The organism is Nonlabens sp., from assembly GCF_018401815.1.
Taxonomy (GTDB): domain Bacteria; phylum Bacteroidota; class Bacteroidia; order Flavobacteriales; family Flavobacteriaceae; genus Nonlabens.
In genome coordinates this window covers 39698-66021 of the sequence record NZ_JAGYKG010000003.1, presented here as the reverse complement: position 1 = coordinate 66021, position 26324 = coordinate 39698, and the positions used below count along the sequence as shown (strand labels likewise).

16 protein-coding genes are annotated in these 26324 nt (G+C 37.2%); 3 read left to right on the top strand and 13 right to left on the bottom strand.

Annotation, left to right across the window (positions count from 1 at the left end; all coding sequences use genetic code 11):
* Positions 1-7 precede the first annotated feature (7 nt).
* The 3 genes from KG732_RS06940 to KG732_RS06930 all read left to right on the top strand — a co-directional run bounded on the left by KG732_RS06940 (position 8) and on the right by KG732_RS06930 (position 2167).
* Positions 8-490, top strand: a complete 483-nt coding sequence (locus tag KG732_RS06940) for an SRPBCC family protein (protein WP_300980373.1) — start codon at positions 8-10, stop codon at positions 488-490.
* Complete coding sequence (locus KG732_RS06935) at positions 487-717, top strand: hypothetical protein (RefSeq protein ID WP_213521847.1); 231 nt, start codon at positions 487-489, stop codon at positions 715-717. Before KG732_RS06940 ends, KG732_RS06935 begins: the two co-directional genes overlap by 4 nt.
* Positions 718-787: 70 nt before the next feature.
* A complete protein-coding gene (locus tag KG732_RS06930; RefSeq protein ID WP_213521845.1) occupies positions 788-2167 on the top strand; it encodes an FAD-binding oxidoreductase in 1380 nt (459 codons plus the stop codon).
* Positions 2168-2173: 6 nt separating this feature from the next.
* On the opposite strand, the gene KG732_RS06925 is transcribed toward KG732_RS06930, so the two are convergent.
* The 13 genes from KG732_RS06925 to KG732_RS06865 all read right to left on the bottom strand — a co-directional run bounded on the left by KG732_RS06925 (position 2174) and on the right by KG732_RS06865 (position 26318).
* Complete coding sequence (locus KG732_RS06925; RefSeq protein WP_367271486.1) at positions 2174-4300, bottom strand: thioredoxin domain-containing protein; 2127 nt, start codon at positions 4298-4300, stop codon at positions 2174-2176.
* Between the two features lie 129 nt (positions 4301-4429).
* Positions 4430-5839, bottom strand: coding sequence for a T9SS type A sorting domain-containing protein (locus KG732_RS06920; protein WP_213521842.1), 1410 nt, complete (start codon positions 5837-5839; stop codon positions 4430-4432).
* Positions 5840-6454: 615 nt separating this feature from the next.
* Positions 6455-9745 (bottom strand): VCBS repeat-containing protein, encoded by a 3291-nt coding sequence (locus KG732_RS06915; protein ID WP_213521840.1) that lies wholly within the window; start codon positions 9743-9745, stop codon positions 6455-6457.
* Between the two features lie 124 nt (positions 9746-9869).
* A complete protein-coding gene (gene bglX, locus KG732_RS06910) occupies positions 9870-12149 on the bottom strand; it encodes a beta-glucosidase BglX (RefSeq protein ID WP_367271491.1) in 2280 nt (759 codons plus the stop codon).
* A 235-nt stretch (positions 12150-12384) separates the two neighbouring features.
* Entirely contained in the window at positions 12385-13314 is a 930-nt protein-coding gene (locus KG732_RS06905; RefSeq protein ID WP_213521836.1) for a glycosyl hydrolase family 17 protein, read from the bottom strand.
* Between the two features lie 2 nt (positions 13315-13316).
* Positions 13317-15656 (bottom strand): MFS transporter, encoded by a 2340-nt coding sequence (locus KG732_RS06900; RefSeq protein WP_213521834.1) that lies wholly within the window; start codon positions 15654-15656, stop codon positions 13317-13319.
* Between the two features lie 5 nt (positions 15657-15661).
* Positions 15662-17131, bottom strand: a complete 1470-nt coding sequence (locus tag KG732_RS06895; RefSeq protein WP_300980397.1) for a glycoside hydrolase family 30 protein — start codon at positions 17129-17131, stop codon at positions 15662-15664.
* 88 nt (positions 17132-17219) lie between these two features.
* Positions 17220-18386, bottom strand: coding sequence for a glycosyl hydrolase family 17 protein (locus KG732_RS06890; protein ID WP_292889204.1), 1167 nt, complete (start codon positions 18384-18386; stop codon positions 17220-17222).
* A gap of 174 nt (positions 18387-18560) precedes the next feature.
* Complete coding sequence (locus KG732_RS06885) at positions 18561-22022, bottom strand: hypothetical protein (RefSeq protein WP_213521828.1); 3462 nt, start codon at positions 22020-22022, stop codon at positions 18561-18563.
* A 140-nt stretch (positions 22023-22162) separates the two neighbouring features.
* Entirely contained in the window at positions 22163-23011 is an 849-nt protein-coding gene (locus KG732_RS06880) for a glycoside hydrolase family 16 protein (RefSeq protein ID WP_292889194.1), read from the bottom strand.
* 30 nt (positions 23012-23041) lie between these two features.
* Positions 23042-24454, bottom strand: a complete 1413-nt coding sequence (locus KG732_RS06875) for a glycosyl hydrolase family 16 (protein ID WP_300980372.1) — start codon at positions 24452-24454, stop codon at positions 23042-23044.
* Positions 24455-24629: 175 nt separating this feature from the next.
* Positions 24630-25403: a PKD domain-containing protein gene (locus tag KG732_RS06870; RefSeq protein ID WP_213521821.1), complete on the bottom strand. Its 774-nt coding sequence runs from the start codon at positions 25401-25403 to the stop codon at positions 24630-24632.
* Between the two features lie 84 nt (positions 25404-25487).
* Complete coding sequence (locus KG732_RS06865) at positions 25488-26318, bottom strand: glycoside hydrolase family 16 protein (RefSeq protein ID WP_300980371.1); 831 nt, start codon at positions 26316-26318, stop codon at positions 25488-25490.
* Between the last annotated feature and the right edge of the window lie 6 nt (positions 26319-26324).

Here is a 26324-nt window from a genome sequence, read left to right as displayed (position 1 = left end):
ACAAATTATGATAAAAAGCGCATATTCTATTGAAATTTTACTTCCTATTGATAAAGTAATGGAATTGTTTAAAAATCAAAGTTATTTTAAACATTGGCAAAAAGGACTGGTAAGCTCTCGTAATCTTTCAGGAAACCCTGGAGAGGAAAATAGTACTAGAGAAATGAAAATTAGGGTTGCTGGAACCACCATTATTATGAAGGAACAAATCACCGCTGTAGACTTACCTCATTTATGGGAGGCCACCTACCGCACCAATGGTGTATTCAATATGCAGAGCAATCGCTTTCGCGAAAGCGAAACAAACATCAATGATCAAGTAGTACCAACTACTTTGTGGAATGCCACCAGCATTTTTAAGTTTACAGGAATGATGAGAGTAGTAGCAAAAGCCCAACCTAAATTATTTAAGCAGCAAACACTGCAATACATGGAAGATTTCAAGACCTTTGCAGAAAACAAAGATAATTTTATTAAAACCGATTCATGAGAAAGTTAAAATTGATTTGGGATTTTAAAGGTCCAGATGCGGCTAGAACAGCAGCCCATCACCTCATCCACTTGGATGAATATGTGGTGAGTGAAAAAGTAGCTTCTATAGCCACTGGTGTGGCCACTATAAGTGACAAACATCACATCGCCTTTATAGCACTAGAAGAAAAAGATATGCCAGCAGTAAGAGACGCTTTAAAGCCACACCGAGGTCAATTATGGTAAGGGGAAAAAGTAACATGGAGCTAGAATTGATTAACTTTCATCTTTTATAACTATCTAAGATTTTCTTTACATGATCGCACACGAGTTATTTTCTCATTGTCTTCAAGAAGAACAAATACTTGAAAAAAATGAATTGTCCCATAGATACCATCATATCTGGCATATGGACGAGCCTCTTCAAGCTTTGTGTGTGCTTCTGCCCGAAAACACCGAACAGGTGAGTGAGATCATGAAAATATGTTTTCGAGAAGCCTATCCGGTTGTTGTTCACGGTGGTCTTACTAATCTAGTGGGTGGTACTGAAACTACAGGAAACGAAGTAGTCATCTCTACAGAAAGGCTACATAAAATAGAAGAAATAGATACCGCAAGCAGAACCATGACCGTGCAAGCAGGGGTTATTCTGGAGCACATACATGAAGCAGCACATGAGAAAGAATTGCTATTCCCATTAAACTTTGGTGCAAGAGGAAGCGCTCAAATAGGTGGAGTCATTTCCACAAATGCCGGAGGATTACGTGTTCTGAAGTACGGAATGACCAGACAGCTTGTTTTGGGAATTGAAGCTGTTCTTCCAGACGGAACGGTGATCTCTTCCATGAAAAAAATCATTAAAGACAATAGTGGTTACGACCTTAAACAATTGTTTATAGGTAGTGAAGGTACGCTAGGAATAGTGACTCGGGCGATTCTAAAAATGGAAGAAGCTCCTAAAAGTCGCAACGCCGCCTATATAGGTTTTAATGACTATAATAAAGTGGTTGGTTTTTTAAAATACATGGACCGTAATCTTGCCGGAAAATTAAGTGGCTTTGAACTGATTTGGAAAAATAGTTACGAGCAAATGACCAGTACCAGTGCAGCGGTAAGACCACCTTTACCTTATGATTACCAGTATTATGTTCTAACAGAAGTTTCAGGAAATCATCCGACGAACGATCGAGCAGAATTTCAGGATTTACTTGAAAAAGCTTTGGAAAATGAAATGATTCTAGATGCGGTGATGGCACAGTCTCCCAGTGATGTAGAATGGTTTTTTAGAATTAGAGAAGATGTTAATAATCTGGCAGATTTCATGACCCACGATCAGCATTTTGACATCAGTTTGCCCATCCCACTAATAGGTGCTTATATAACTGCCCGATATAAAGCTCTAGCTGCGATTAAAGGTGTGCAGCAAATCTACGCTTTTGGCCACGTAGCAGATGGAAACATTCATTTTATGATAGGAAAAGAAAACCAACGTATCGAACTCAAAAAAGAAATAGACCATTGCATCTATGATGGACTCCAAGAAATTGGAGGCTCTGTAAGTGCCGAGCACGGAATAGGAACTCATAAAAAAGCCTATTTAGAATTGTGCCGTACTCCAGAAGAAATTGCGTTGATGAGATCCCTGAAAAGTTTTATGGATCCCAAGGGGATCTTGAATCCTGGTAAGATTTTTTAAAATCAATTATTTTAAAAGCTGCCCAACCGCTCTTTCTGTATCGGTAACAGGAAGTTTGCAACTACCATCTACACATACATAGATATACGTATTATCCTTATTAAACCTGTTTTTCATGATAGGTAAGTCACTATCAGCAGTGGCACCTGCAATTAATATATTAGGTAAATAATAGGAATGTAATTCCTTTATTTTTTCCATAGCATTACTTCCAGAAATAGCTACTTCATAATAAGGATTAGAATAGTTTAAATATAACGCCAGCCAATTAGCATAAGCAGAAGGTGTTGTTTTTATATCCTTATAAACATTAGACAACATACGTTCTGAAATTTTAGAGTAGTCTTTATTAGATTCGTAATGCCCCAATTGAAATAAATTAATAGCTAACACTGAATTGGATGAAGAAATAACCTGATCTACTACTTCTGTTTTACGAGTGATTAGGTTGGTTTGTTGATCAGAAGTAAAATAAAACATACCGCTATTTTTATCGTAAAAATGAATCATGGAATACTTCATAAGATCACTAGCCATAACCAGCCATTGTTCATCTAACGTGACCTGGTATAAGGAGATAAAAGCATCAATCGTATGCGCATAATCTTCAGAAAAACCCTCAATCGTACTTCTACCATCTTTATAATTATGAAATAGAGAGCCGTCTTTATTTAATTGTTTGGTTGTTATAAACTCGGCACTTTTAATTGCTCGAGCCAAATATTTTTTATTCCCTAAAACGCGATAAGCATCTACGTAACCCTTAATCATTAATGCATTCCAAGAAGTAAGTACTTTATCATCTGTCGAAGGTCGTTCTCGTTCTTCTCTAAAAGTATCTAGCCGCGATTTCCAATCGCTAACTAAGACATTTAAGTCCTGTTGAGTTAGACCAAATTCTTTTAAAAACGCTGTATCTGATTTTGTTTTGTATAAGATGTACGTATCATCTTCCCACTTCCTAGCTTCATTGATATTATAATAGGAGTAAAAAAGCTCTATTTCTCTATCTATAATAGTTTCTAACTCATTTTTAGTCCAGATGTAAAATGCCCCTTCCCTTAGTTCACCAGTGTTGGTTTTACTATCTGCATTTATAGAAGAATAAAAAGCCCCATCTTTTTGAGTCAGCTCTGTGTGAACAAAGTCCAATGTTTCTTCAATAATTTTTTTATAATATTCGTTTCCTGTGAGTTGATATGCAGCAGCATAAAGGCTCACCAGTTGCGCATTATCGTACAGCATTTTTTCAAAATGTGGAATGTGCCATTCTTCATCAACAGTATACCTAGAAAAACCACCACCTACTTGGTCGTATATACCCCCATTAGCCATTTTAAACAAAGAGTTCTCTACATGCTTTTGCAGCTCTTTATCATTGTTCTGAACACTATAACGAAGTAAAAAGAGCAATTGATTAGGCATGGGGAATTTTGGAGCACCTTGTTGTCCCCCATCAACAAGATCTAAGGAAGGTTTCCAAAAGTTTACTAGAGCATCAAGTGACTTCGTATTAAAGGCAACAGCCTCTTTATTAACCGTGATTAAGTCCTTGTATTTCATGCCTTTAGTTAATCTATCGGCATAGGCGATCACTTTTTCTGGTTCCTTCTTGTACAGATCAGACATTTCGACCAATACTTTTGTCCACTGATCTTTTGTAAAATAGGTACCCCCAAATACAGGTCTCCCATCGGGAAGGCTAATGCAATTGAGCGGCCAGCCGCCTTTTCCTGTCATTAATTGAACCGCATCCATATAGATTTGATCCACATCAGGTCGCTCTTCCCGATCGACCTTAATGCTGATAAAGTTTTCGTTCATTAAAGCTGCAATGGAATCATTTTCAAAGCTTTCTTCTTCCATGACATGACACCAATGACATGCAGAATAACCTATGGAGATAACCACCAACTTATTTTCCTTTTTTGCAAGTTCTAAAGATTCTGAATTCCAGGCCTTCCAATCTACAGGATTGTAGGCATGTTCCAATAAGTACGGACTTGTTTCATGAACTAAATCATTAGCAGGTCGTCCTTGATCAACTATTACTATATGTTTTTCTTCTTTTTTGGTACAACTTGAAATTAAAATAAAACAAGCTACGAAAATGAGAACTTTAGGAATCATCATCACATGTAATTTTAATGCAAAATAAACTATTTATAATTTTAAGATATTCCATAATCATGGAAAATAAAAAGGGCTGTCCTTTAAGACAGCCCTTTTAACTCATAATGAATTCAATCTAATAACCAATAGTTACTCTTTAATAAGTTTTATGGTTTGTGCGCCATTAGCACTTTCAATTCTAGCAAAGTACATACCTGCCACCATGTTAGTAGTATTAATTACTACATCCATATCATTAGCTTCTACAGTAGTAATTTGCTTACCCGTAATGTCAAAAATAGCAACTGAATTAATGGTAGTAGTACCAGAAATAGTCCAGTTATTTGAAGTTGGATTAGGATATGCCGTAAAGACAGCTGCATTAGCATCTTCTAAACTAGCTGTAGTATCCTTGTGCAAGTATAAGTTATCGTACCAAACATTGTTTAAGTTGGTAGTAAAAACTATTTGTGCAAGATCATCGAAAGGTGACACAACAGCGTCTATAGAAACCCAATTGGTACCATTACCCGCGACAACCCCCGGATTAGTACCATCATTGATATTGATTTCGATAGTTCTGGAATTGTCTTCTCCTGCACCTCCATTAAAATCTACTAATTTCATGTTAAATACTTTGCCTAAGATATTCGTCTCATCTGTATAAAAATCTATATGCAGTCGAGTAAAACCTGAGGCATTTACACGATTACTGGCAAAATCAATTCCTTCACATACCGCACCAGTAGTTAATTTGGTTGGGTTTCCAGCGATAGAAACATCAGCAGTACTATTTGGACACCAAGGGGTATCAAATGTTCCTACTGTAACGTCTGTATAAGCATCACTAAAGAAAGAAATCACATCAGCGGCTGGTCTATTAGGTGGAGTTGGTGCTGCTACAGTTGGTGGTGTAGGACAGGCTGCACAGTTAGGTCCTCCACAATCTACTCCTGTTTCTCCTTGGTTTTGAATACCATCATTACATGTTGGTGGTGGTGGCGTAGAAAATGCAGTAATATTATCCACATAACTAGTTCTTACCGTACTTGCACCATTTGGATCGGCCCATCCGCCTGCTCCCCCGCCTGCTGAACTATCCCAAAGGTTGAAAAAGAAAATTTTAGGATACGAACCGTTAGCTGGTTGCTGATTGTCTTTAGGTATACTGAAATCAAAACTTAATGTTTCCCATCCAGAACCAGTATGACTATCATCAGTAGCAGAAACAGGTCCTGTACCTCCTTCAACTCTTGCTAACATATCAAATGCAGAAGTGGAATATACATCAACAGAAACTATTTTGTTGGTAGTTAAATCCATCCAGTCGTTTTGCAACGTAAGCTCTGCTTGTTGCCATGGAGCAGATGCTGCTCCAGTAATGATCTCGAGAACGTTACCATTAGTTCCTCCAACAGCAGGGTCTGGCACAATTGTCGCTGTACCTGGTCCGTTAGAAAAACCTAAGGTAGGTGCTGGTCCTTCAAAATCTTCTAGAACAACTTGTGCTATACAAGCAGAACTAATTAAGAAGGTTAATAAAAATGTAATTTTTTTCATGGTGTTTTTGATTAAAATTTTAAGACTACAATATGCAAAACTATAACGATATAGCTATTAAAAAACACCTATACAAAAACTATACAAAATTGTAATAATCTAGAAATAAGGTGTTAAAATATAAAAAACTACTACTAGTAGGAATAGAAATAAAAAATTTAAGAAGGTTTTCTCCTTAAATCAGCATAACATATACCGTTAGAGCTTGAGGTAATTGTAGTTTTTAAATACAGAAAAGTGCCCATTTAATCCAATAAAAACAAATTTTCTTACCAGCACATCTAAGCCGTAGCCAAAAGTAATTTAGAAATGTGAAGATAAATGCAGTATTTTGTTTTACTCCTTGGACTATTTATGTATACCTACTGACTTAAAACCTGCCATATGGTATAAAAAACGTTCAAATAGATTCAGATATAAAAAAAGAAACCTTTACTTATAAAAATACAAGCCTTATCAAAAGTACGAGCACGAAATCATACATCATAGTCCCTTTACAAGCAAAAAAGATGCGTAAAAAAAATGAAACCAACTTTACACTTCTCATTTATACAAAATGAACAAGCGTATTCAATGTAGCAATCACTGGTTCTAATTTATCGTGTAGAACTGAAGTTATTCCTTAAAAAGGGATAAAGAGGAATTATTATTTGTGATCACAAGAGTCTTACCTCCCTTAATTGATAACTGTTGGAGGTCCCGACTATCTAGCGGTACATAAAAACCACTTTTTCTAGGAGGCATGAAAGTAAAATTGTTGTTGCCATCACCCAATAACACCGTTCCATAACCTGCATCATACCTCACTGTTTCTACCTCAACTCCGTAATGATTGCCCACCGTGATGATGTCCTTATAACCATCCTTATTAATGTCTATAACAAGAGATGATTTAATAGGAGCTATTTGCGCTTCATTAGGTAATGGTTTTACGATGAACTTACCGTTTTCATTGATCAATAGGATACTTTCAAAACTAGATATTTCGTAAACGACACTACCCTCCATCTTTTCATCAGGTAAAATTTCTATCAAGGTAGAAGAAGCAAAACTGTGATAATCTTCAAACTTATCGGCTACATAGGGCATTTGCTGACTAGTGCATTCTCTGCCTCGTAAGGGTACATAATCGCCTTTATAAAACTTAGCAAATACGACGTCATTAGTACCGTTGTTGTCAAAATCATTTGCATACACTTTAAAAGGGTGCTCTTTAGAAGCTTTAAACTTATTGTTTTTACCCAGATTACCAATTATATAATCTTCATCACCATCGTTATCTATATCACTGGCAGTAATAGACCACCAAATTCCTCTGGTATTTTCTAACCCAAATTGCTTTGAATGATCGTTGAAAATACCTTTTTCATTTATTAAAACTTTGATTTCCATCCACTCCCCTACGATCATTAAATCCTCATCCCCATCATTATCTATATCGGTAAATACAGCATCGGTAACCATTCCTATATCCTGTAGTGCTGGTGCTATATCGCTTGATGATTTTTTAAACACTCCATTGTCATTAATAAGAAAATAACTGGTTGCTGGGAAACTGTATTTACCAGGAATCATTCTAGTTCCCACAAAAAGATCCAGATCCCCATCATTATCTATGTCGGATATTTTAACAGTTTGGGTACTTTGGGCAATTGCTGGTAAGGCTTGTTCATTTTTACTAAAGTTCCCTTGCCCATCGTTGATATACAAACGATCTTTAAGTAGCGGATTTCCTATATTAAATTCACTTCCTCCACTTGCTACATATAAATCAACGTCATTATCACCATCTACGTCAACAAAGACAGCTTCCATATCTTCACTAGCTATATCCCATTGCCATGGTTGAGAAGGACTTCTAAGAAACGTACCACTTTCTTGTTGCAAATACAACACAGCACTTTGTCCAGCGGCACCACCAATAAATACATCCTCTAGCCCATCATTATTCACATCTTTTATGGCTGTGAATGGACCGTTTTCAGACAGTTTATGAGGTAAAAGTATTTGCTCTTTAAAATCGTCAAAGTCATTTTCAGTATGTATAAAGTCGATACCAATATCATTGGATGCCACAGATGACAGCAGCGTCTTGTTTATTTCAGAAGGAACATCCCTTTTTATTGCTTTTGAGTGATTTGCAGTTATTGTTTTATTAACTACAACATCTGTAAATACGCTTACCATACCATCAGGCCAGCTGATCTCGATCTTGTCTATTTGTGTATCCTTTCCAACTCCAAAAAACAAACCTGGTGCTACAGAAGATAAATAACCTCTCGACAAAAAATGCTCGGACACCTGAACTTTGTTCTTTTGATAAATTTTTGCTTTGGCTCCGATTCCAAATGGGTTATTAACAGGTCCCTTAAAAGCTATTTTTAAGAAATTTCCTGTCGCATTATTATTGTAAATAAACGCCTGACCATCGATATTGTTAACAACCACATCTAGATCACCATCGTTGTCTAAATCGCCATAAGCCATTCCATTTGAAAAACTAGGGGTATCAAACCCCCATTTCTGACTCACCTTTTCAAATTCTAAATTCCCCTTATTTCTAAAAGCATAATTAGCTATCCTCTGTGATGGTGCCTCTTTACTTAATTGAAACAAATCATCTAATGTTGTGGTTTTATCCAAATTATTAAGCGTAATCCTAAAATCATTGTTGTCCACATCCTTCTTTATACCATTAGAAACAATAATGTCTTTCCAACCATCATTATCTAAATCTACTAATAGACTAGACCAACTCCAATCTGTGGAAGATACTCCTGCCATGCTAGCGATGTCTGAAAATGTTCCTAAACCCGTATTCACTTGTAAGGTGTTAGACATATACTGGTAGTGAGCTCCAGCATCCACCATTTTATTAAAGGTTTCAGTACTCATGGAAGCCATATTAGTCTTTGCTCTATAATGATCTTCTGGTGTCATATCTGTGGTCATTAAATCAATAAAACCATCATTGTTAACATCCCCTGTATCTGAGCCCATGCTCAATTGGGTAATGTGTTTCAACTTTTCATTTATAACATTTGTAAAAGTACCATCACCGTTATTATAATACATAAAGTCAGGTTCTGCGTAATCATTTGCAACGTATAAATCTGTCCAACCATCATTATTAAAGTCAGAAGCACTTACACTTAAACCATAGGAAACATTGCTAGAAATGCCCGCTTGATGGGACACCTCATTGAATTTACCATTGTCATTTCTATATAGCTTATCTCTAAATAAAGGAACTTGCTCCCTTGGTATTTCATTGACTAGAAGTAATTTTTTATCAGGGAGTTGATTGACTTGATACATATCTAAATCGCCGTCATTATCCATGTCAAAAAACACCGCTTGGGTGGAAAAACCAGCATCTGCAAGGCCATAAGCAGCAGCGCTTTCAGTAAAAGTTAAGTCTTGGTTATTTATAAATAATTTATTCTCTCTATCTTTTGTTTTTAAAGAATTGCCATTTCTACTTACATAGATATCTAGATAACCATCTGCATTAACATCCGCCATAGTAACGCCCCAAGTCCAACCTGAATGTTGATCTATTGTAGAGGTAGCAGTAATGTCCTCAAATTTAAAATCGCCCTGATTGAGATATAACTTATCATTTACTTGATTCCCTCCAAAAAAAATATCAGGTAAACCATCATTATTGATATCACCTATAGCTACTCCAGAACCCAAATAAATTTGACCGTAAAAGTAATGGTTGAAAAACTTAGACTCTTCGATGGTATTATTAAAATCTATTCCCGTTTCCTCAGAAGGCAATAAGTTAAAACCTCCTAGAAGCTCTTTAGGGTAGCGATTGCGCGATGGCTCGTTATTGCAGCTCATCAAGAAACTTGTGATTATTAATACTACTATGAATTGACTAGTTGATTTTTTCATTTTTATCGTCTAATATTTTAAAAGTCGTGTTTGGAATTCAATCAATACAGTAAAGGTAGTAATTATCTTAATTGTACTTCATCTTTTATTGTCTAGTACGTTAAGATTTATAGGGCTTTAATGTTTACTCCAGCGCGGTTAATTCTATAGTTGCTTTAAGAGCTGCTTCAGAGCTGCCTCCTACCCAAATATCAAAACTTCCATTTTCTATCAACCAGTTTCCTTCATTGTCGTAAAAGCCCAAGTGACTTTGATCTAGTAGGAACTTGATGCACGTAGAAGCATTAGTCTCTAATTCGACAAGCTCAAACCCTTTTAACTCTTTGACAGGCCTAGTAGCAGCACTTGAAAATTTATCACTGATGTATAATTGAACAACTTCTTTGCCCTTTACCTTACCAGAATTTTTCAAATTTACAGTAACCTCCAAAGTTCCGTTAGAGCTAAAGTTGTCTATAACCCGTAAATCAGCATACTCAAATGCTGTATAACTTAAACCGTGACCAAAACCCCATAAGGCATCATTTTTTTCATCTTGATAATGTGACCAAAACACAAAATCTGGAGAAGGCAAACTAGGTCTTCCCGTACTTTTACTGTTATAATAAATAGGGACTTGACCAACATTTCTAGGAAAAGACATCGGTAATTTACCAGAGGGATTGTAATCTCCATAAAGGACCTTTGCTACCGCATTACCACTTTGAGAACCTAACTGCCACGCTTCTATTATTGAAGGTATATGTTCTTCAGCCCAAGGCAGGGATAGAGGTCTTCCATTTTGGAGCACTAAAACTATATTTTTATTCACCTCATATACGTTCTCCAACAACTCTTGTTGTACCCCTGGTAAGGTTAATTGAGTTCTACTGCGGCCTTCACCACTTTGGAGGCCGTGTTCCCCTAAAACCATTACCACTATGTCTGCATCCTTTGCTGCCTTAACGGCTTCAGAGATTCCAGTAATATCTGTATTATTGATACGAATCTCTTTTGTAAATTCGGCCTTGCCTAGTATTAATTCAGGTCCTTTAGAATATACTATATCTGCATCATACTGTTGCATTCCCTCAAGAATGCTGATCCCAGTATGTTCTTTGGCAGCCGCTCTCCAATTTCCTAACGCACTGTTTTTATCAGAAGCAAGTGCTCCTATTAGAACAACATTTTTACCATTTTTATCTAAAGGCAACAGCTGGTTTTCGTTTTTCAGAAGTACTATAGATTTTAAAGCCATGTCTAATGCCCCATCAATAATCTCTTTGCTTCCCGTCACTCTATTTTCTCTCTCTAGGTCACAATATTTATAAGGATTATCAAATAATCCCAATTCAAATTTTACCTTTAAAATGCGTCTAACAGCATCATCAATTACAGACTTATCTACGAGTCCTTCTTTTACAAGATTTGCCAATTCATGGACGTAAAGGTGGGATTCCATATCCATATCTGTACCGGCATTAACCGCTACCTTTGCAGCAGCTTTACCATCTTGGGCGTACCCATGAGGTATTAATTCTGCTACTGAGCCCCAATCTGAAACTACAAAGCCTTTAAAACCCCATTGTTCTTTTAAAATATCTCTTAGTAAAAACTTATTTGCAGTTGCAGGTATTCCATTTAATTGGTTAAAACTATTCATGAAGGTTCTGACACCTGCATCATTTGATGCTTTAAACGGAGGCAAGACCGTGTTGTACAATGTAGATGTTCCAATATCAGCGTTATTGTATTCTCTTCCTGCTTCTGGAAAACCGTATGCCGCAAAATGTTTGGCACAGGCTAGAATGGATTCTTGACTTGTTAAATCGGTTCCTTGAAAACCTTGAATTCGAGCGACAGCAATTTCACTAGAAAGAAATGGATCTTCTCCAGCTCCCTCCATAACTCTTCCCCAGCGAGCATCTCTAGAGATATCTACCATAGGTGCAAATGTCCAATTGATTCCAGCTGCGGAAGCTTCCTTTGCTGCTAATCGAGCTGACTCTTGTATTGCCTTTAAGTCCCAACTTGCCGCCTCTGCGAGCGGAATAGGACTCATGGTTTCATAACCATGAATCACATCAAAGCCAAACATCAAAGGGATTCCTAAACGAGATTGCTCTACCGCAATTTTTTGAACAGCCCTTACTTCCTTCACCCCACGCACATTTAACATAGCGCCCACATACCCCAACTTAATGTGTTCCAATTTACGCTTGATATCTTCAGATTTTGGAACTGGACCTGTAAAGTCCATAAACCCGTTATATTGGTTCATTTGACCAATTTTCTCTTCTAAAGTCATCAAATTTAGAACGGAATCAACTTTTTTGTCTAAGGCATCCTGAACGAGATGTGTAGCATCTTTCTCAAAGAATGCATCAGAGGTAATCACATCTTTACATGAGGTGATAGAGATCACCAAAATGCAAAGAATCAGGGCGGTTAAATAATATGGATTTTTAATAATAGTAAGCTTAGTAAGTAATAAGGAAAATCTGTATGGAGCAAGTTGCTGGTTGCTTTCGCGAAAGTGATACGCTACCTGTTATAAATTGCTGAACATCTCATTGCAATGAAGGTGATCACTTCCATCTTGCACTATGCACTAATGAATCATTATCTAATAAATATCAAGGAGTGTAACTCGTGATTTCTTAAAATTTTAATTGTTCTAATTTATCCCAAAGGCCCCAATAGGCCCCTACTTCACCCTCAGCTCCTTTTTTCCAAGACTCATCAAATGAAGAAAAATAGAATAGGTCAATATCGTTTTGACTTGACCAACGTTGTGCGTTTATAAAGTACTTCATAGCATTTATAGCTGATGAATGTGCTTCTCTTAAACTCTCCCCTTGACTAGGCCAGCCTGTTTCGGTGATGATCACTCTCTTACCTTGGCTGACACTAAGTACTTGATGGAACATATCGTTCATATGACCTAAGGAATAATCTATATGTGTTCCTTCCCAATAGGGGTAACAATTGGTTAAAATCACATCAGAATGTTGAACTAGTTCCTGATGCACTACAAACTCATAATAAGCATCCACATAACCCACTGGAGTATTTGGCAGGGCTTTTTTAACTCTTTTGATGTATTTTAATAACTGTTCAATAGAAAGGTCATTGCGATAAAGCACTTCATTACCAACTGCTGCTATATCCACAAAACCTTTTTTACCTAGATCTATCAAGGCTTCAATCTCTAATTCATTTTTGTCAAGATCATTGCTTAACCAGGCGCCTACAAGAGTTTTAAGACCTTTATTATGAGCTACTTGAGGTACATATTCATTTCCCTCTATACAAGAGAAGGATCGCACCCATTTGGTATAAGGCTTCAATATTCCTATACGTCGTTCTACTTGTTCCATAGTTATATGATCTCCAGGCTGCTGCCCATCTTCATACATACTAAAACAAATCCCGTGTATACCTGTATTTAAAGTATCTTTCCATAACTTCTCCAAATCCTCTAAAGAGTTATACGCTTTAAAGTCAATCCCTGAGCTATCTGCAGGGTCCGGTTCATGATGCTTTTGATATTCTTGATACGGATGATATTCTTCGTTTCTAAATGACATAATTAATATTTTAAATTTTCATTTTTATCCCATAATCCCCATCGGGCTCCTACTTCTCCTTCTTGTCGTACTTTCCAGGACTCGTCAAAGGATGAGAAGTAAAACGTTTCGACTCCTTTATCTTTTGCCCAATTGGTTACATTTACAAAATATTTCATGGCATTTATTTTTGAAGGAGTTGCATTTTGATTATCATCACCTTGATTTGGCCAGCCTGTTTCTGTAATGATGACAGATTTTCCTTTTGCTACTCTACTGACAATGTTATGCATTTCATTGAGGTATGCTGTTGCGTTATCTATATCACAACCTTCCCAGAAAGGATAACAGTTGGCTAAAATCACATCACATTCCTCTACCAACTGAGGGTTTTCTACAAATTGGTAGTAGGCATCCACATAACCCACCTGAATATCGGGAACAGCGGTTTTCACTTTTCTTACATAAAATAGCAGCTCGTCTAAAGTGAGTTCTTCTCTTAATAAAACTTCGTTACCTACCACTGCGATATCTACCATTCCTTTTTTAGCCTGCTCAATAAGATTTTGAATTTCTAAATCATTTTGAGCTTTATCGGCACTTATCCAGGCACCTACTAAAGTTTTTATACCTTTAGAACGCGCTGATAACGGAATAAGTTCATTTCCTTTGGTGGTAGAAAAGGATCGAATCCACTTTGTATATGGCGCAATTACCTCCATTCTATGATCTATTTGGGTACCTGTTAACGTATCCCGTACATCCTGACCTTCCCTGTAAGGACTAAAACAAATACCATGTAATCCCTCCTCTAAAGTTACTTTAAAATGTTCGGATAATTCTGTAAGCGTCACATCCATATTGACATCAGTTGGATACTTAGATGTTTCTTCAAAAGAACCCAATGATTGTAACTTATTTAATTCGTAATAAGAAGAACTTACCGGTTTGGTTACGGGTTTTTTTCTAAGGGCTAGCGCTGCACTAATTTCTAAAGATCGTTCCTCGGTCAGATCGTAATTGCGCATGATCCACATGGCACCTAGTGTACCTGCTATTGGCAAACCTGAGTAAAACAATCGTATTCCTGTAATAGCAGCTTCAGAGTTAACGGCGTCTGGTACAAATCCCACCATTGACATAATAACACCGGTTAAAAGTCCTGCTATGGCAAAACCAAATTTGACCATCCACCAATAAATAGCCCCAAAAACACCTTCTCTTCGTTTTCCCGTATTTAATTCATCTATATCAATTACATCTGAAGTCATTGACATCATAAGAGTAAATAGACTTCCTATACCAAAGGAAAAGAAAGGTAGTGCAAATAAAAACAGGTAAGGTTTACCTGGAACAAATAAAAACCAAAGCATCACATAACCCACTACTGATATCCCTTGTGACCATAAAAAGGCATTCTTCTTACCTAAAATTTTGGACATTTTTGCAACGGCAGGTATGACCAAAAAGGTAGTTACCAATGCCCCTATACTTCCTAACAATGTAGGCCAAATACCAGCTGCAGCTGTATCTCCATTAAACAAATAATAAACTACGATAAAAAATGAGAATCCTGCAACTGTATTAAAAGCGTTAAAAATTAAGAATGTCGAAAAACAAAGTTTTTTAAAATCTTCAATCTTAAAGGCTTCTTTAAAATTATTGATAATTTGTTGAACACTGCCTCCTATTGTCTTTATAGTTAGTGGAGTTAAACTATCATCCTTTAAAGTAGAGGTACTTTTAATAAAAAGGGCCGGAACCATGGCTAAAATAGCACAAATAACACCCACCCAAATAGCTATAGTTCTAGTAGCAACAGCACCATTCTCAAACCACGAAGGGTCATACATGATCACCCAAAACCAAGGAGCTATTACCCAAGCCCATTGCCCTATCCATTGTGCAACCGCCATAATGTCTGTGCGCTCATGAAAATTATCACTCATTTCATAACCCATAGCTACGTAGGGAACACTGAATATGGTGAGACCTAAATAGAAAACTAGAGACCATATCAAGAAATAAATAAAGTTATAACTTAAGGAGTCTACTTCGTAAAGTTGCCACATCAGACTAAATGAAATCCCCATCATCACCGCTCCTATAAAAACGTATTGCCTGCGTCTACCCCAAACTGATTTTGTATTGTCTGAAATAAACCCCATAATTGGATCGGTAATGGAATCAAATACTCGGGGAAGGAAAAATAACACCCCCCACATCCAAGTAGGAAAACCGAGATTCTGAACTAAAACCACCATAAAAATACCTAGTGCCGCGGGGAACATCTGGTTGGCCAGCATTCCTAGACCGAAAGCAACTTTTTGGCCAAAATGGACTTTATGAGTAGTACTGGACATAATATTTAGTTTTTAGTTGGTATAATAACGGTTTGTAAGCTCTGTGGGCCTAAATGAATGTTGATCACGCTTTCGCGAAAGCGCAATTCATAATTTTTATCCTTCATACCTTCATTAAAAATAACAAAGGCAATACTGCCGTCCAAATTCTTTGCAGCGGTCACCATAAGGTCATTGTCTGTATATGCTACATCAATAACTTGAGCGCCTGGACGAATGTATTTACTAAAATGTGCCATGGTATAATAAAGAGGAGTGAAATACACCTCATCCTGATCTGGATCTACAATTACTGGTGCAACACACCAATTTTTAAACCAGTTAGGCCCACCTTGTCGGTCTAAAACCATATTCCAGTCCACCCATCCATCTACCCAGTTGTTCATACACCCAATGATGTCGCGCGCATAGCGGTTTACAGGTGCATATTTTGGGTGCAAATACTTTTCTTCTTCACGCGCCCAGTCCCAGCCCCAATCGGTAGCTTCTTTAGACCAATACCACTGATCGTCTTTCCAAGCCGGCACTTCTGAATCTACACAACCTTCTGTCTCGATCAAGTATTTATCTGGCGCTTTATGATGTGCGTATTGTAAATATTCAGGAAAGTAATCATAGGTGCTTTCATACCAGTGAATGGCAGTACCGTCAAAATACTTAGAAGATGCCTCATCTCTATACATTTCATCAACCCATTCTTTAATACCTGCTCTGTTTTGATCATAACCTAAAATAACTTTATCCCCATGCCCGTCAGCCTCTAACTTAGGTCCTAAATGAAACTGAACAAAATCGGTCATTTCCTTGGGAGTATAATGCATACTTTCCCAGTTGTTCCCATTTCCGTGCGGCTCATTTTCTACCGTAAACCCCCATATAGGAATGCCTTCTGCTTCATAAGCATCCACATATTTTGAAAAGAAAAGTGCCCAAGTATCATAATATTTAGGCAATAACTTACCCCCTACCCAATCCTTATTATCCTTCATCCATGGTGCTGCGGTCCATGGGGAGGCAAATAGATTAAAACCATCTTCAGATGCTGCCATAGCGTCCTTAATCATCGGAATTAAATCATCTCTATCCTCTTCTATACTAAAGTGTTCTAGGGTCACATCGTCTTCCACTGGGGAATAGGAATATTGCGATAAAGAAAAATCACAAGAATTCATGTGGGTGCGCGTAAGCGAGTAATTTGCTCCCTCTCGAGAAAAATAAGCGTTAATGATGGTATCCCTGTTTTTTTTACTCAATCGATTGAGTAAATAGGCAGAGGACTCTGTAAATGCCCCACCAAATCCAGTAATAGTTTGATAGGTTATTGCTTCATTAATCGTAATTACCGTAGTGCTGTCCTGTACTTCAAAAGGCATCACTTTAGTTAGATGATTACCAGACGCAGAAGTCTCGTAAACTTCAACAACAAGTTTTTTCTTTTCTACAGGCTTTTCACTTTTCTCTTTACAACTTAACATAAGAAAGGTGAATAAACAAATTGTTCCATATTTACTATATTTCATTTCGTGGTATTTTATCCTTCTTCATCAATCTTCTCCAGTTATTTTATTTGAAAGGTGGTAATAAGACGTCTTTCATCAATTCCTCTTTATCTCCATTGTAGGTTTTAGTAATGGGCTTACCCCCTCTAGTTAACCCTTTAAAAGTTTGGTCATCAACCCTATTCCATAAGGCATATTTTGCTTTACCATCAAGGGTAAAAAGCCCGAAGTGATTTTCAGATCCCAGTGCATTAGCAGCATCTTTCCATCGCTCATCAAAGGCCTCAAAATAAAAACAAGAAATCCCTTCTTGATTAGTCCATTCTCTCATCAAATGATAGAATTTGGCGCTTTTGTATTCATCTGTAGCTCTAGAACCATCTGGCCCATAATGACCATTTGACACCGAAGCCCAACCGGTTTCGCCTATGTGAACAGGCTTATCAACACCTAATACCTTCATATATTCCACAACACTTCTGTATTGTGATTTTGCATAATCTCTTGCGCGTCGCATAGCGGTATCCATTTTTTCATGAGTTGTCAAGCTTTTTTCAAAGCTTAACGTTCCCCAGAATACAGCATTATAGTGGGTATCATGCATAGGATAGGTGTGCAAAGAAACATAATCAACCGCTTTTAATAGTTTTGTCAAGTCTGGTGTATGATAAATATAATCACCACCCCCCCAAGAGGCAAAATTATCTGAACTCGTAATCCATAAATCTTTAGAGAGCTTGCCTTTTTTCTTCAACCCCTGCAAATGGTTGACCCATTTTAAAATAACAGCAGGCTGCACATAATAACTGGCGGCCCATTTCACCATAGCTTCATTACCTACAGCGATTACTTTCACAATATCAGGATATGCAGAGGCTAAGGCCACTGCTCTAGCTATCTCTCCAGCATTTGCCTCACTCTCTAGGTGGTGATCTGGTTCTATTCCAGTCCAAGCATTTTTACAATCTATCCATGCTCCAAGCATGACGTACATTTCAAAATTTGAATCTTCCTTCTTAAGCTCCTGTATCGCAGCGAGAACATTGGAAGCATGTGGTAGATGAGGTTGTACGTTATACGTGCGCAAGATTTTTATCCCCATGGCTGCCATGATTCTAATATCTTCCTTAAGCTGGGCAATTGTAGGTTGCTCTTCTCTAGAAATCCCTCTATAACCCCCATAAGAAATAGCTTGATAATCTGGGTTACCCAAAATATCTGCTGCATTCATTTCTTTCTTCTGCTTCACTTCTTCCTGTTCTTTTGGTTGATAACCGCAACTTGCTAGAATAAATAAGTGTCCTACTACTATTCCTATTTTAAAACTGCGATTGATGTTCATTGGGTTAGTTTTAATTTTCGCTTTCGCGAAAGCGAATTAATACATGATCTATGATTCCATAGCCTATTTGATTAGCTTTACAATGATATGATTGATCTCTGCTGTACGTCGAAACAAACTTTCACTGGTTGTTTTATCCAATTTTAATTCCTCAAAGGTTTTTTCTGTACCATCTTTATGTACCACTTGTATACTTTGTTGATGAGAATTCGTATAGATCACTGGAACCTGGCAATAGGTAAATGCCAGAGATCCTTGACTTACGGCAATGGCCTGTTCTTTTTGATTCACATCTATATAATTGAAAACGTCATCTTCTGCTAGAAACTCTTGTTGTCGCAACAAACTAGGTTTAAAAGCAAGAACACCATCAGAAACAACGACACCTAACTCCCCAAAACGGCTCAAAATATCTTCTTTTACCTGTCCGGTCATACCTGGCTGTTGAGCGCCTTTTGTTGCCGGTGTATGTGAATAGGGATCTGTAGGGACCGCTCCATATAATTCAGGTGATTTATGGGCACCTATCCCTGCCTGTATCTCGTAGTAATGATCAAACATCTCGCCTATTAACGCACTGCTTTCACCATCATTAACTGCTTTTAAACTACATTCTTGTACAGCAAGCAATAGCTTTGAAACCATATGCCAGTATATGGAACCTAATCCTTCAAAACCAAAGAATGTTCCAGATCTCCCCGTAAATGCTTTATGGTTAAAAACAGCTTCAAAAGTCTTTTCCAGCTGTTTTTGTTCCTTGTTGACAAGGCTGTTATAACGTCCTTTAGCTAGTTGCTTTAAGGCTTTTTTAAGGCTGTTTACATTATTGAAGTTCGAATTGAAATGATAGGCTCCTGTCAGATCTTGAACAATGACTTGTTGGTTATTATCTTGGAGCAGTTGTTGTAATAATTCAGACTTTGAAACCAGCTCTTTAGGAATGATGTTCTTTTCTTCAAATCCTGGTAAGTCTTTATTTGGGTATAGGATATAGCTGTATTGATCTTCTCTGAATAAGGCACTAGATTTTAAGGCGTTCATGACCTCTAAAGCCTGTTCTGATTTTAAATACCCAGAGCTTAAGACTGCCACTTGACCTTCTAACATTTCTGATAAATTAGAAATACTCACATCACCATTATCCTCGACAGTCATCAAATTATAAGCATGATACATTCCATCTTTACGCTTATTGGCATCGATACTATGATCTAAATATCTTAACGTAATTTCTATAAATTCAAGTAAACTATCCTTTGAAACATGTTGTTTCTCACCAGAAAAATTGTGATCATAGATGTTTTTTCTATAATCGCTCGCTGGCTGGGAGAGGCCATCAAGAATAGCTCTACGTTGGGTATTGTTAAGAGACCCATTTAGTACCCCTTGATGATTTTTTAAAGTAGTAGTGACCGCTGTGTAAAACACCTCCAAATCTTTGGAAATAGCAGAAGACTTAATATCTGCCTCCTCTACAAAGTCTTTAAAGTAATTTAAGAAACGTCGTAAATAATACAGCGTTACCATAGAAACACCATTACCTACTAGCGCATTATTAGCATCATTCCATTCTGGCCTTTGAGTATTTAACCATATTCCAGCTTCTGGTATCAAATTAGACACTTTAGCAAGAATAGTAGCTAATAGCTTTTCTATTAGATTCACTTTATAAATGGATCCCGATGAGTCTCTTAATAACGAACCATCTGCACCCAATAGTTCTCTTCTTTCCTCTATAACTTCTTGTAACCGGTAATCAAAATCAATAGTGTCTTTAGGATCATTTAAAATATCTACATATTCCTTAATTTTATAAGGAACATTTGCATAGACAAAGAGGTCTTCATTTAGAAAAGCAGCTAGTTTCCCCGGGTAAACATCTTGAATAAATTCTAAGAATTTAAGCAAATAAATGATCTGGTGATCTCCCCAATAACCGATATAGGACCACGGATCATCCTCTTCTATAACTTCCCAATCAAATCCACCTTTTGTAACTCGATATGGATTATAACCATCAAATGTTGTTGCGTTTAAAAATTTATGGATCATTCCATCTATAAACTCTGGATAAGAATGAGATAAAGCTTCCCAATTTTGGAAAATATCCCGCCAGTTTCCTTCATAGTCTAATATTTTAGAACCATCAATTTCACTGCGGGTATTGATAGAAAATTTATTCCAAGGACGGCTAGGATCACCATGTCTTCTACTAAACTTTAAAGGTAAGTACTCTATTACTAACCTTTTAAAATCTAGATGATTCTGAGAATAGGCTATTTGATTTAAAACATCTAGATTAAAATCTGATGGAAGCTCTAGCAGTAACTCTTGAGTATTTTCAAACACCTCCACATTTGCAGCTTCTAGATATTCTAAGAAGTCTTGCTTTTCAATAACATAGTTGTGATCAAAAATCCCCCCGCGCATGATATTGAACATGGTATTTGCAAAATGGCGGTTGTTGGTTAACGGATCTGCTGTTAATTGCAATCCGTCTGATGAGGCAACAAGGGCTACTAGTTTTTGAGAACCTAATTCGATGTCTTTTTGAATTTTTTCAATAAGATGTGCATCTTTCTGAATCTGGTTGGAGATATCGTTTATAGAAACAATATTTTGATTGACATCTGCTACAGTGTACCATACTTTAGTTTCTGCCGCAGGGAGTTGTACATCAGAAACGGTAAAATACGCTCCTTTTTCTGCCTTAATATCAGTCTCTTGCTTTACTGCTATTCCTTTTCTAAAGTTTTCTAATTGCAAGCTTGACAACAAGTAAGTAGGATTATCAAGCCCCAACGACCAGGCTATATTAGCTTTAAGTGCCTCACTGGGCTCTGCTTTATCTACTATAACTGCACTTAGAGCAATAATCCCAATACCTGTTACTTGTTGTAGTTCTGATCTTTTGTAGGCGTCTACAAGATTACTTGAGGCTTTTTGCAGGTCTTCCCCTACGTTTGCTGGCAGTATGTTTTGTAAACCATCCAAAACCGTCAATTTTAAAGAATCAGAACCCAGATTGATCAATTCAGATTTTTTGATAAATCCATACCTATCGCTTGAATTCCAATGATATCTGTAGGTAAGGTTGAAGTCGTGGTTGATCTCCTCAAAAACCAGCTTGTTGCCATAGGCATTTTTATACAGATTGCGTGTAATTTTATAAATACCCGAGTATCGATTTGAAAAAGGCTCCCAAAGGAGGTCTCGATTCTCATTATGAACTCTTATGATAGTTTTACTACCCGTAATATCGTTGGACTCTGTAATCTTATCATCCGTGTAATAAGGAAAAAGAGCTGCATCGCTATTTTTGCGTCCTGCAGTTAGTCCCCCATTGCTAGATACAAACATCCAGTGATTGGAATCACTTACTATACTCATAAAAAATGGGCGCATAGCATCGTGGTTAGTTATTTTGTAATATTTTTCGTTTTCAAAATCAACAAGGTCACCCTTTACCTTACTTTGATCAAAAGCAGCTTTTTGGTTTCCTAGGTAGGTAAAATTTTTATTCATTGGTCAATTTATAGTTTTTTCTATAGGTCTTTTTAGGGACTTTATATTAAAAGGAGTTCAAAGGAGGGATAGCTGTTTCGCTTTCGCGAAAGCGCAACAGCTATGTTTATTTTAATTCAAATTAATTTATAGGTTAAAAATTACTCATACACGCGCACATAGTCTACATGCATGGTTTGTGGATAAACCGTATTTAACCCAGGAGCACCGACAAACGTACCTCCAACAGCAACGTTCATGATGATGTAAAACTCATTATCATCAAACACCCAATTTCCAGTAACATCATCAGGGGTAATTTGATTATAAAGCACGTCGTCTATATAATAATTTACGTATCCTGGACCCCATTCTATTCCATAAACATGAAAATTGGTGTCTAATCTATCGGTAACTAGGTCATATTGTTTAGTTATTGCTTGACCTCCTGAATAACCAGGACCATGCATGCTGCCATGCACTATGGTTGGTTCCTGACCTCTATACTCCATAATGTCTATCTCCCCTATTTGCGGCCATGACTGAGCCCCGTTGTTATCATCCCCTAACAACCAAAACGCTGGCCACAATCCTTGTCCCCAAGGCAACTTTATTCTAGCTTCAAAACGACCGTATTTTTTTTGGTACTTCCCTTTTGTAAGAATTCTAGCCGATGTGTAATCAGCACCTTGAAAGGATTCTTTAAGGGCCGTAATTTTAAGCACTCCATTTTCAACCACCACATTTTCTGGACGGTCGGTGTAGTACTGACGTTCTTCATTTCCCCATCCAGGTATTCCTTCGGCCTCACCGTTTCCTATATCAGCTCCCCATATCAATGGATCAGGAGCACCATCTATATTAAATTCATCTTGCCATACAAGATTATTTTTTGTTGTAACTTGTTGTTTATCATCAGGAGAACAACTTAGGGTAAGCATTACAGAAGCAACGAAAATCCCCAAACGGAGTATAAATTTAGTATGTATCATTTGAAGTGTAAGGTTCATTATTTTTGTTGAATTTGACATAGTTAACGACTAGTTGTAGTAATAGACATTATCGAGATAAAAATTTCTCAATGAAGAAAAATTAATGTTTTCATAGATAATAAGTCCTATATTATCCCTATTAACAAGAGTTAAAGGAGCATCGATGCTCACCCAGGTGTCTGCGACTACTTGATTGCGACGTACAAATATTTGTTGTCTAGAATCATCTCCCCCATTATCGACCCCGTTAGGACCCCAATCTTCTATAGATATCAAAAAGTCAAAGTTATTTGGAACTGGTCCCGGAATATACAGGTCAAAGTGCACCATCGTCATACTTGAGGCATCTACTAGTGGATTAGACGTTTGAGTACCAACATAATTAAAATTCGTATAATTCAAAATATTATCCCCATTCACTGAAAAATCGGCTGATCCAGTGGAAGAACCAGGAAGCCAGAATCCATTATAATAGTCTACAGGAACATTGGTGTACGCATCACTAAAAATAGAAATAACATTATTTGGATCTCTCGTAGGTGCGGGTGGCAACTGAAAGTTACCTTGTGAATTAATTGTTAACGAACCTGCGGCATCGTTCCCCGCAAGGGTAGCCGTAATCACAGAAGTTCCTGCAGCCGATACCGCGATATTTCCAAATGGATCGACAGCGGCTACGCTAGGATCAGATGCTGTAAAATCATAATAACTTGGCGCAACTGTGATCACTTGTTCTAATCCAGAAGCTAAGTTAAATGTTTGTATTAAACCCGTAACCTTTAAATTAACCCCTATAAAAGAGCTGGTAGAGGCATCCTCCCCATTAGAAATAGCAGGTCTAGGTTGTGCCACAGTGGCTAAGTTTTCAAATTTGATATCATCCATCCAAACGATATAACCCGACCCTCCAGTACCTTGAGTTCCCATAGCATACCAAAAGGCACCGCGTTCCTCTACTAATTTTGAAGGATCTGGAATAGGTATGATCACTTTGGACCAATTCGTTCCTACATTTACATTATTTGCAGTAACTTGATATTTGTCTCCAAAAAAGTCTTGACCAAAACCAAATGCATCTACACTAACTCCTCGAGAAGCTTTTACCCAAAATGTCAGCGCATTAAATCCTGACAAGTCTCTTCCTGCACCGTCCACACGAAAAATTGCTCCAGCATAATTCCCAGTAGGATCCACTGCGTTAGGTACGTCTATACGTATAGAAGAATTACTTTGATAACCTACTTGACTATCCACAGAAAATGCATCTGGTTTTGAACCTGCAAAAGGCAAATAGAAATCACTTCCCATACTGACAAAGGTGTCCGTGTAAATCTCTCCTGTTTTTGAAAAGCCTGCTAGTACAGCATCATCTGATAAATCTCTTTCACAACTTACTGTTGTCATGAACACTACACCGAGTGTTAATGACATTTTATAAAAAGTTCTTTTACTAATTTTCATTTTTGTTCCTTTTTTATTTTAAAATTTAAAAACACAAGAGACGTTTAGCTTGTAATATTTATTAATAAACCAGTACGAGGGTTCAACAGCATTAACGAAACTTGTATAGCGTAATAATCATTTTTTTAATTGGGTTCCTTAATTTTCTTAATTATCTAGTTTATTTGATGCATTTTTATTCTTGCGTTAGGCTTACATTATCAATAGTTACCAATCCAGCTTCTCCATTAGAATCAAATAACACTCGAGCATCTGTAGCTCCAAAATTGGAAGCTATTAAAGTTAATTGATATTGCTGTTGAGTATCAGTAATAGCAACTGTCTGACTGTTATTAGCAAAAGTTCCACCACTTAATCCTATTCCTGCTATGATCGTTCTATTGCGATCTGACCAGGCGTCAAAAGTTAGCAGGTACGTCATTCCTTGGGTAATTTCTACTTTTTGGCTTAAATTCACTAGAAACGGCTGGTTAGAATTAGGATTGCTTATGTTTACTTGGTAATATGTATTACCTGCAACCGAAACCACTGGTGCAGGATTATTTTCATCCACGCCTTGGATCCAAGGATGAACTCCGTTTTCAAAGTCCCCGTTAATCAACAGTCCACCGTCAAACAATTCGTCAATTTGTAGGGTGTCTTCAAAACGAGCTGTTGCACCGTTATCATTACTGACTTGGAGCACCACAACGTATGACCCTCCTGTGCTATAAGTTTTAACAGGGTTAATTACTGAGGAAGAGGTTCCATCTCCAAAATCCCATGCATAGGTACTTGCGTTAGTAGAAGTGTTTATAAATGTAACCGTTCCTGTACGTTGATTAATAGTTTGCGTAAATCTTGCGTACAGGTCATCAGCAACAACAATATCGTCCTCATTGCAACTCCATAAAGCCATACTTATAAAAAGTAGGGCTATTGATTTAAAACATTTTAATGTTTTTATCATTTTAATATATATTAAAGTCCAATAAACACTAGCTATTCTTATTTCAAATTGAAATAAAAGGGCTGCTAAGGCTCTTTGACTGTGTTATTTTTGGTATACTCTTACGTAGTCTACGATCATCGTTTGTGGAAAAACAGTTTCTGTATTTGGTGAACCTGGTAAGTTACCACCTATAGCCACGTTAAGTATGATATAAAATGGATGATCAAAAACCCACTGACCTTCACCATTGGTTTCCTCCAATACATTTTGTTTGGTGATTTGTTGATAAAGCACATCGTCAACATAATAGTTGATGTAATCTGGAGCCCACTCCATCCCAAATACATGAAATCCAGTATCAAACCTGTCATTTTCTAAGACATATTTTTTTGAAATTGCATCTCCTGCAGCATACCCTGGTCCATGAGCACTACCAAAAACAGTAGTGGGCATATTTCCTAAATATTCCATAATATCAATTTCTCCACATTGCGGCCAAATATTTTGTCCACAGTCATTTCCTAATAACCAAAATGCAGGCCAGTAACCCTTTCCGTACGGAACTTTTATACGAGCCTCAAACCTCCCATACGCTTGCTCAAAAAGACCTTCAGTTTTGATTCTAGCTGATGTATAGTTAGCACCATTGAAAGCTTCTTCCTTAGCTGTGATTAATAAATAACCATTTTCGACGGTCACATTTTCAGTTCTGTCAGTGTAGTATTGAAGCTCATTATTGCCCCAGCCATCATTACCTGGTCCTTTACCTAAATCAAAAGTCCATAAATTGCTATCAAGTGTGCCCTCTATGTCAAATTCATCCTGCATCACTAAGTTATCAAAACTAGCAACTCGTTGTGCTTCATTAGGGTCACAACTAGTAAGCATCAACAAGGTAAGTACTACCAATGATTTACCAATTAATTTTATCATTATTTT

Excerpts from the sequence above, each read along its gene's own strand:
- KG732_RS06940 (WP_300980373.1), top strand. The coding sequence starts at position 8 with ATGATAAAAAGCGCATATTCTATTGAAATTTTACTTCCTATTGATAAA.
- KG732_RS06935 (WP_213521847.1), top strand. The coding sequence starts at position 487 with ATGAGAAAGTTAAAATTGATTTGGGATTTTAAAGGTCCAGATGCGGCT.
- KG732_RS06930 (WP_213521845.1), top strand. The coding sequence starts at position 788 with ATGATCGCACACGAGTTATTTTCTCATTGTCTTCAAGAAGAACAAATA.
- KG732_RS06925 (WP_367271486.1), bottom strand. The coding sequence starts at position 4,300 with ATGATGATTCCTAAAGTTCTCATTTTCGTAGCTTGTTTTATTTTAATT.
- KG732_RS06920 (WP_213521842.1), bottom strand. The coding sequence starts at position 5,839 with ATGAAAAAAATTACATTTTTATTAACCTTCTTAATTAGTTCTGCTTGT.
- KG732_RS06915 (WP_213521840.1), bottom strand. The coding sequence starts at position 9,745 with ATGAAAAAATCAACTAGTCAATTCATAGTAGTATTAATAATCACAAGT.
- KG732_RS06905 (WP_213521836.1), bottom strand. The coding sequence starts at position 13,314 with ATGTCATTTAGAAACGAAGAATATCATCCGTATCAAGAATATCAAAAG.
- KG732_RS06900 (WP_213521834.1), bottom strand. The coding sequence starts at position 15,656 with ATGTCCAGTACTACTCATAAAGTCCATTTTGGCCAAAAAGTTGCTTTC.
- KG732_RS06895 (WP_300980397.1), bottom strand. The coding sequence starts at position 17,131 with ATGTTAAGTTGTAAAGAGAAAAGTGAAAAGCCTGTAGAAAAGAAAAAA.
- KG732_RS06890 (WP_292889204.1), bottom strand. The coding sequence starts at position 18,386 with ATGAATGCAGCAGATATTTTGGGTAACCCAGATTATCAAGCTATTTCT.
- KG732_RS06885 (WP_213521828.1), bottom strand. The coding sequence starts at position 22,022 with ATGAATAAAAATTTTACCTACCTAGGAAACCAAAAAGCTGCTTTTGAT.
- KG732_RS06880 (WP_292889194.1), bottom strand. The coding sequence starts at position 23,011 with ATGAACCTTACACTTCAAATGATACATACTAAATTTATACTCCGTTTG.
- KG732_RS06875 (WP_300980372.1), bottom strand. The coding sequence starts at position 24,454 with ATGAAAATTAGTAAAAGAACTTTTTATAAAATGTCATTAACACTCGGT.
- KG732_RS06870 (WP_213521821.1), bottom strand. The coding sequence starts at position 25,403 with ATGATAAAAACATTAAAATGTTTTAAATCAATAGCCCTACTTTTTATA.
- KG732_RS06865 (WP_300980371.1), bottom strand. The coding sequence starts at position 26,318 with ATGATAAAATTAATTGGTAAATCATTGGTAGTACTTACCTTGTTGATG.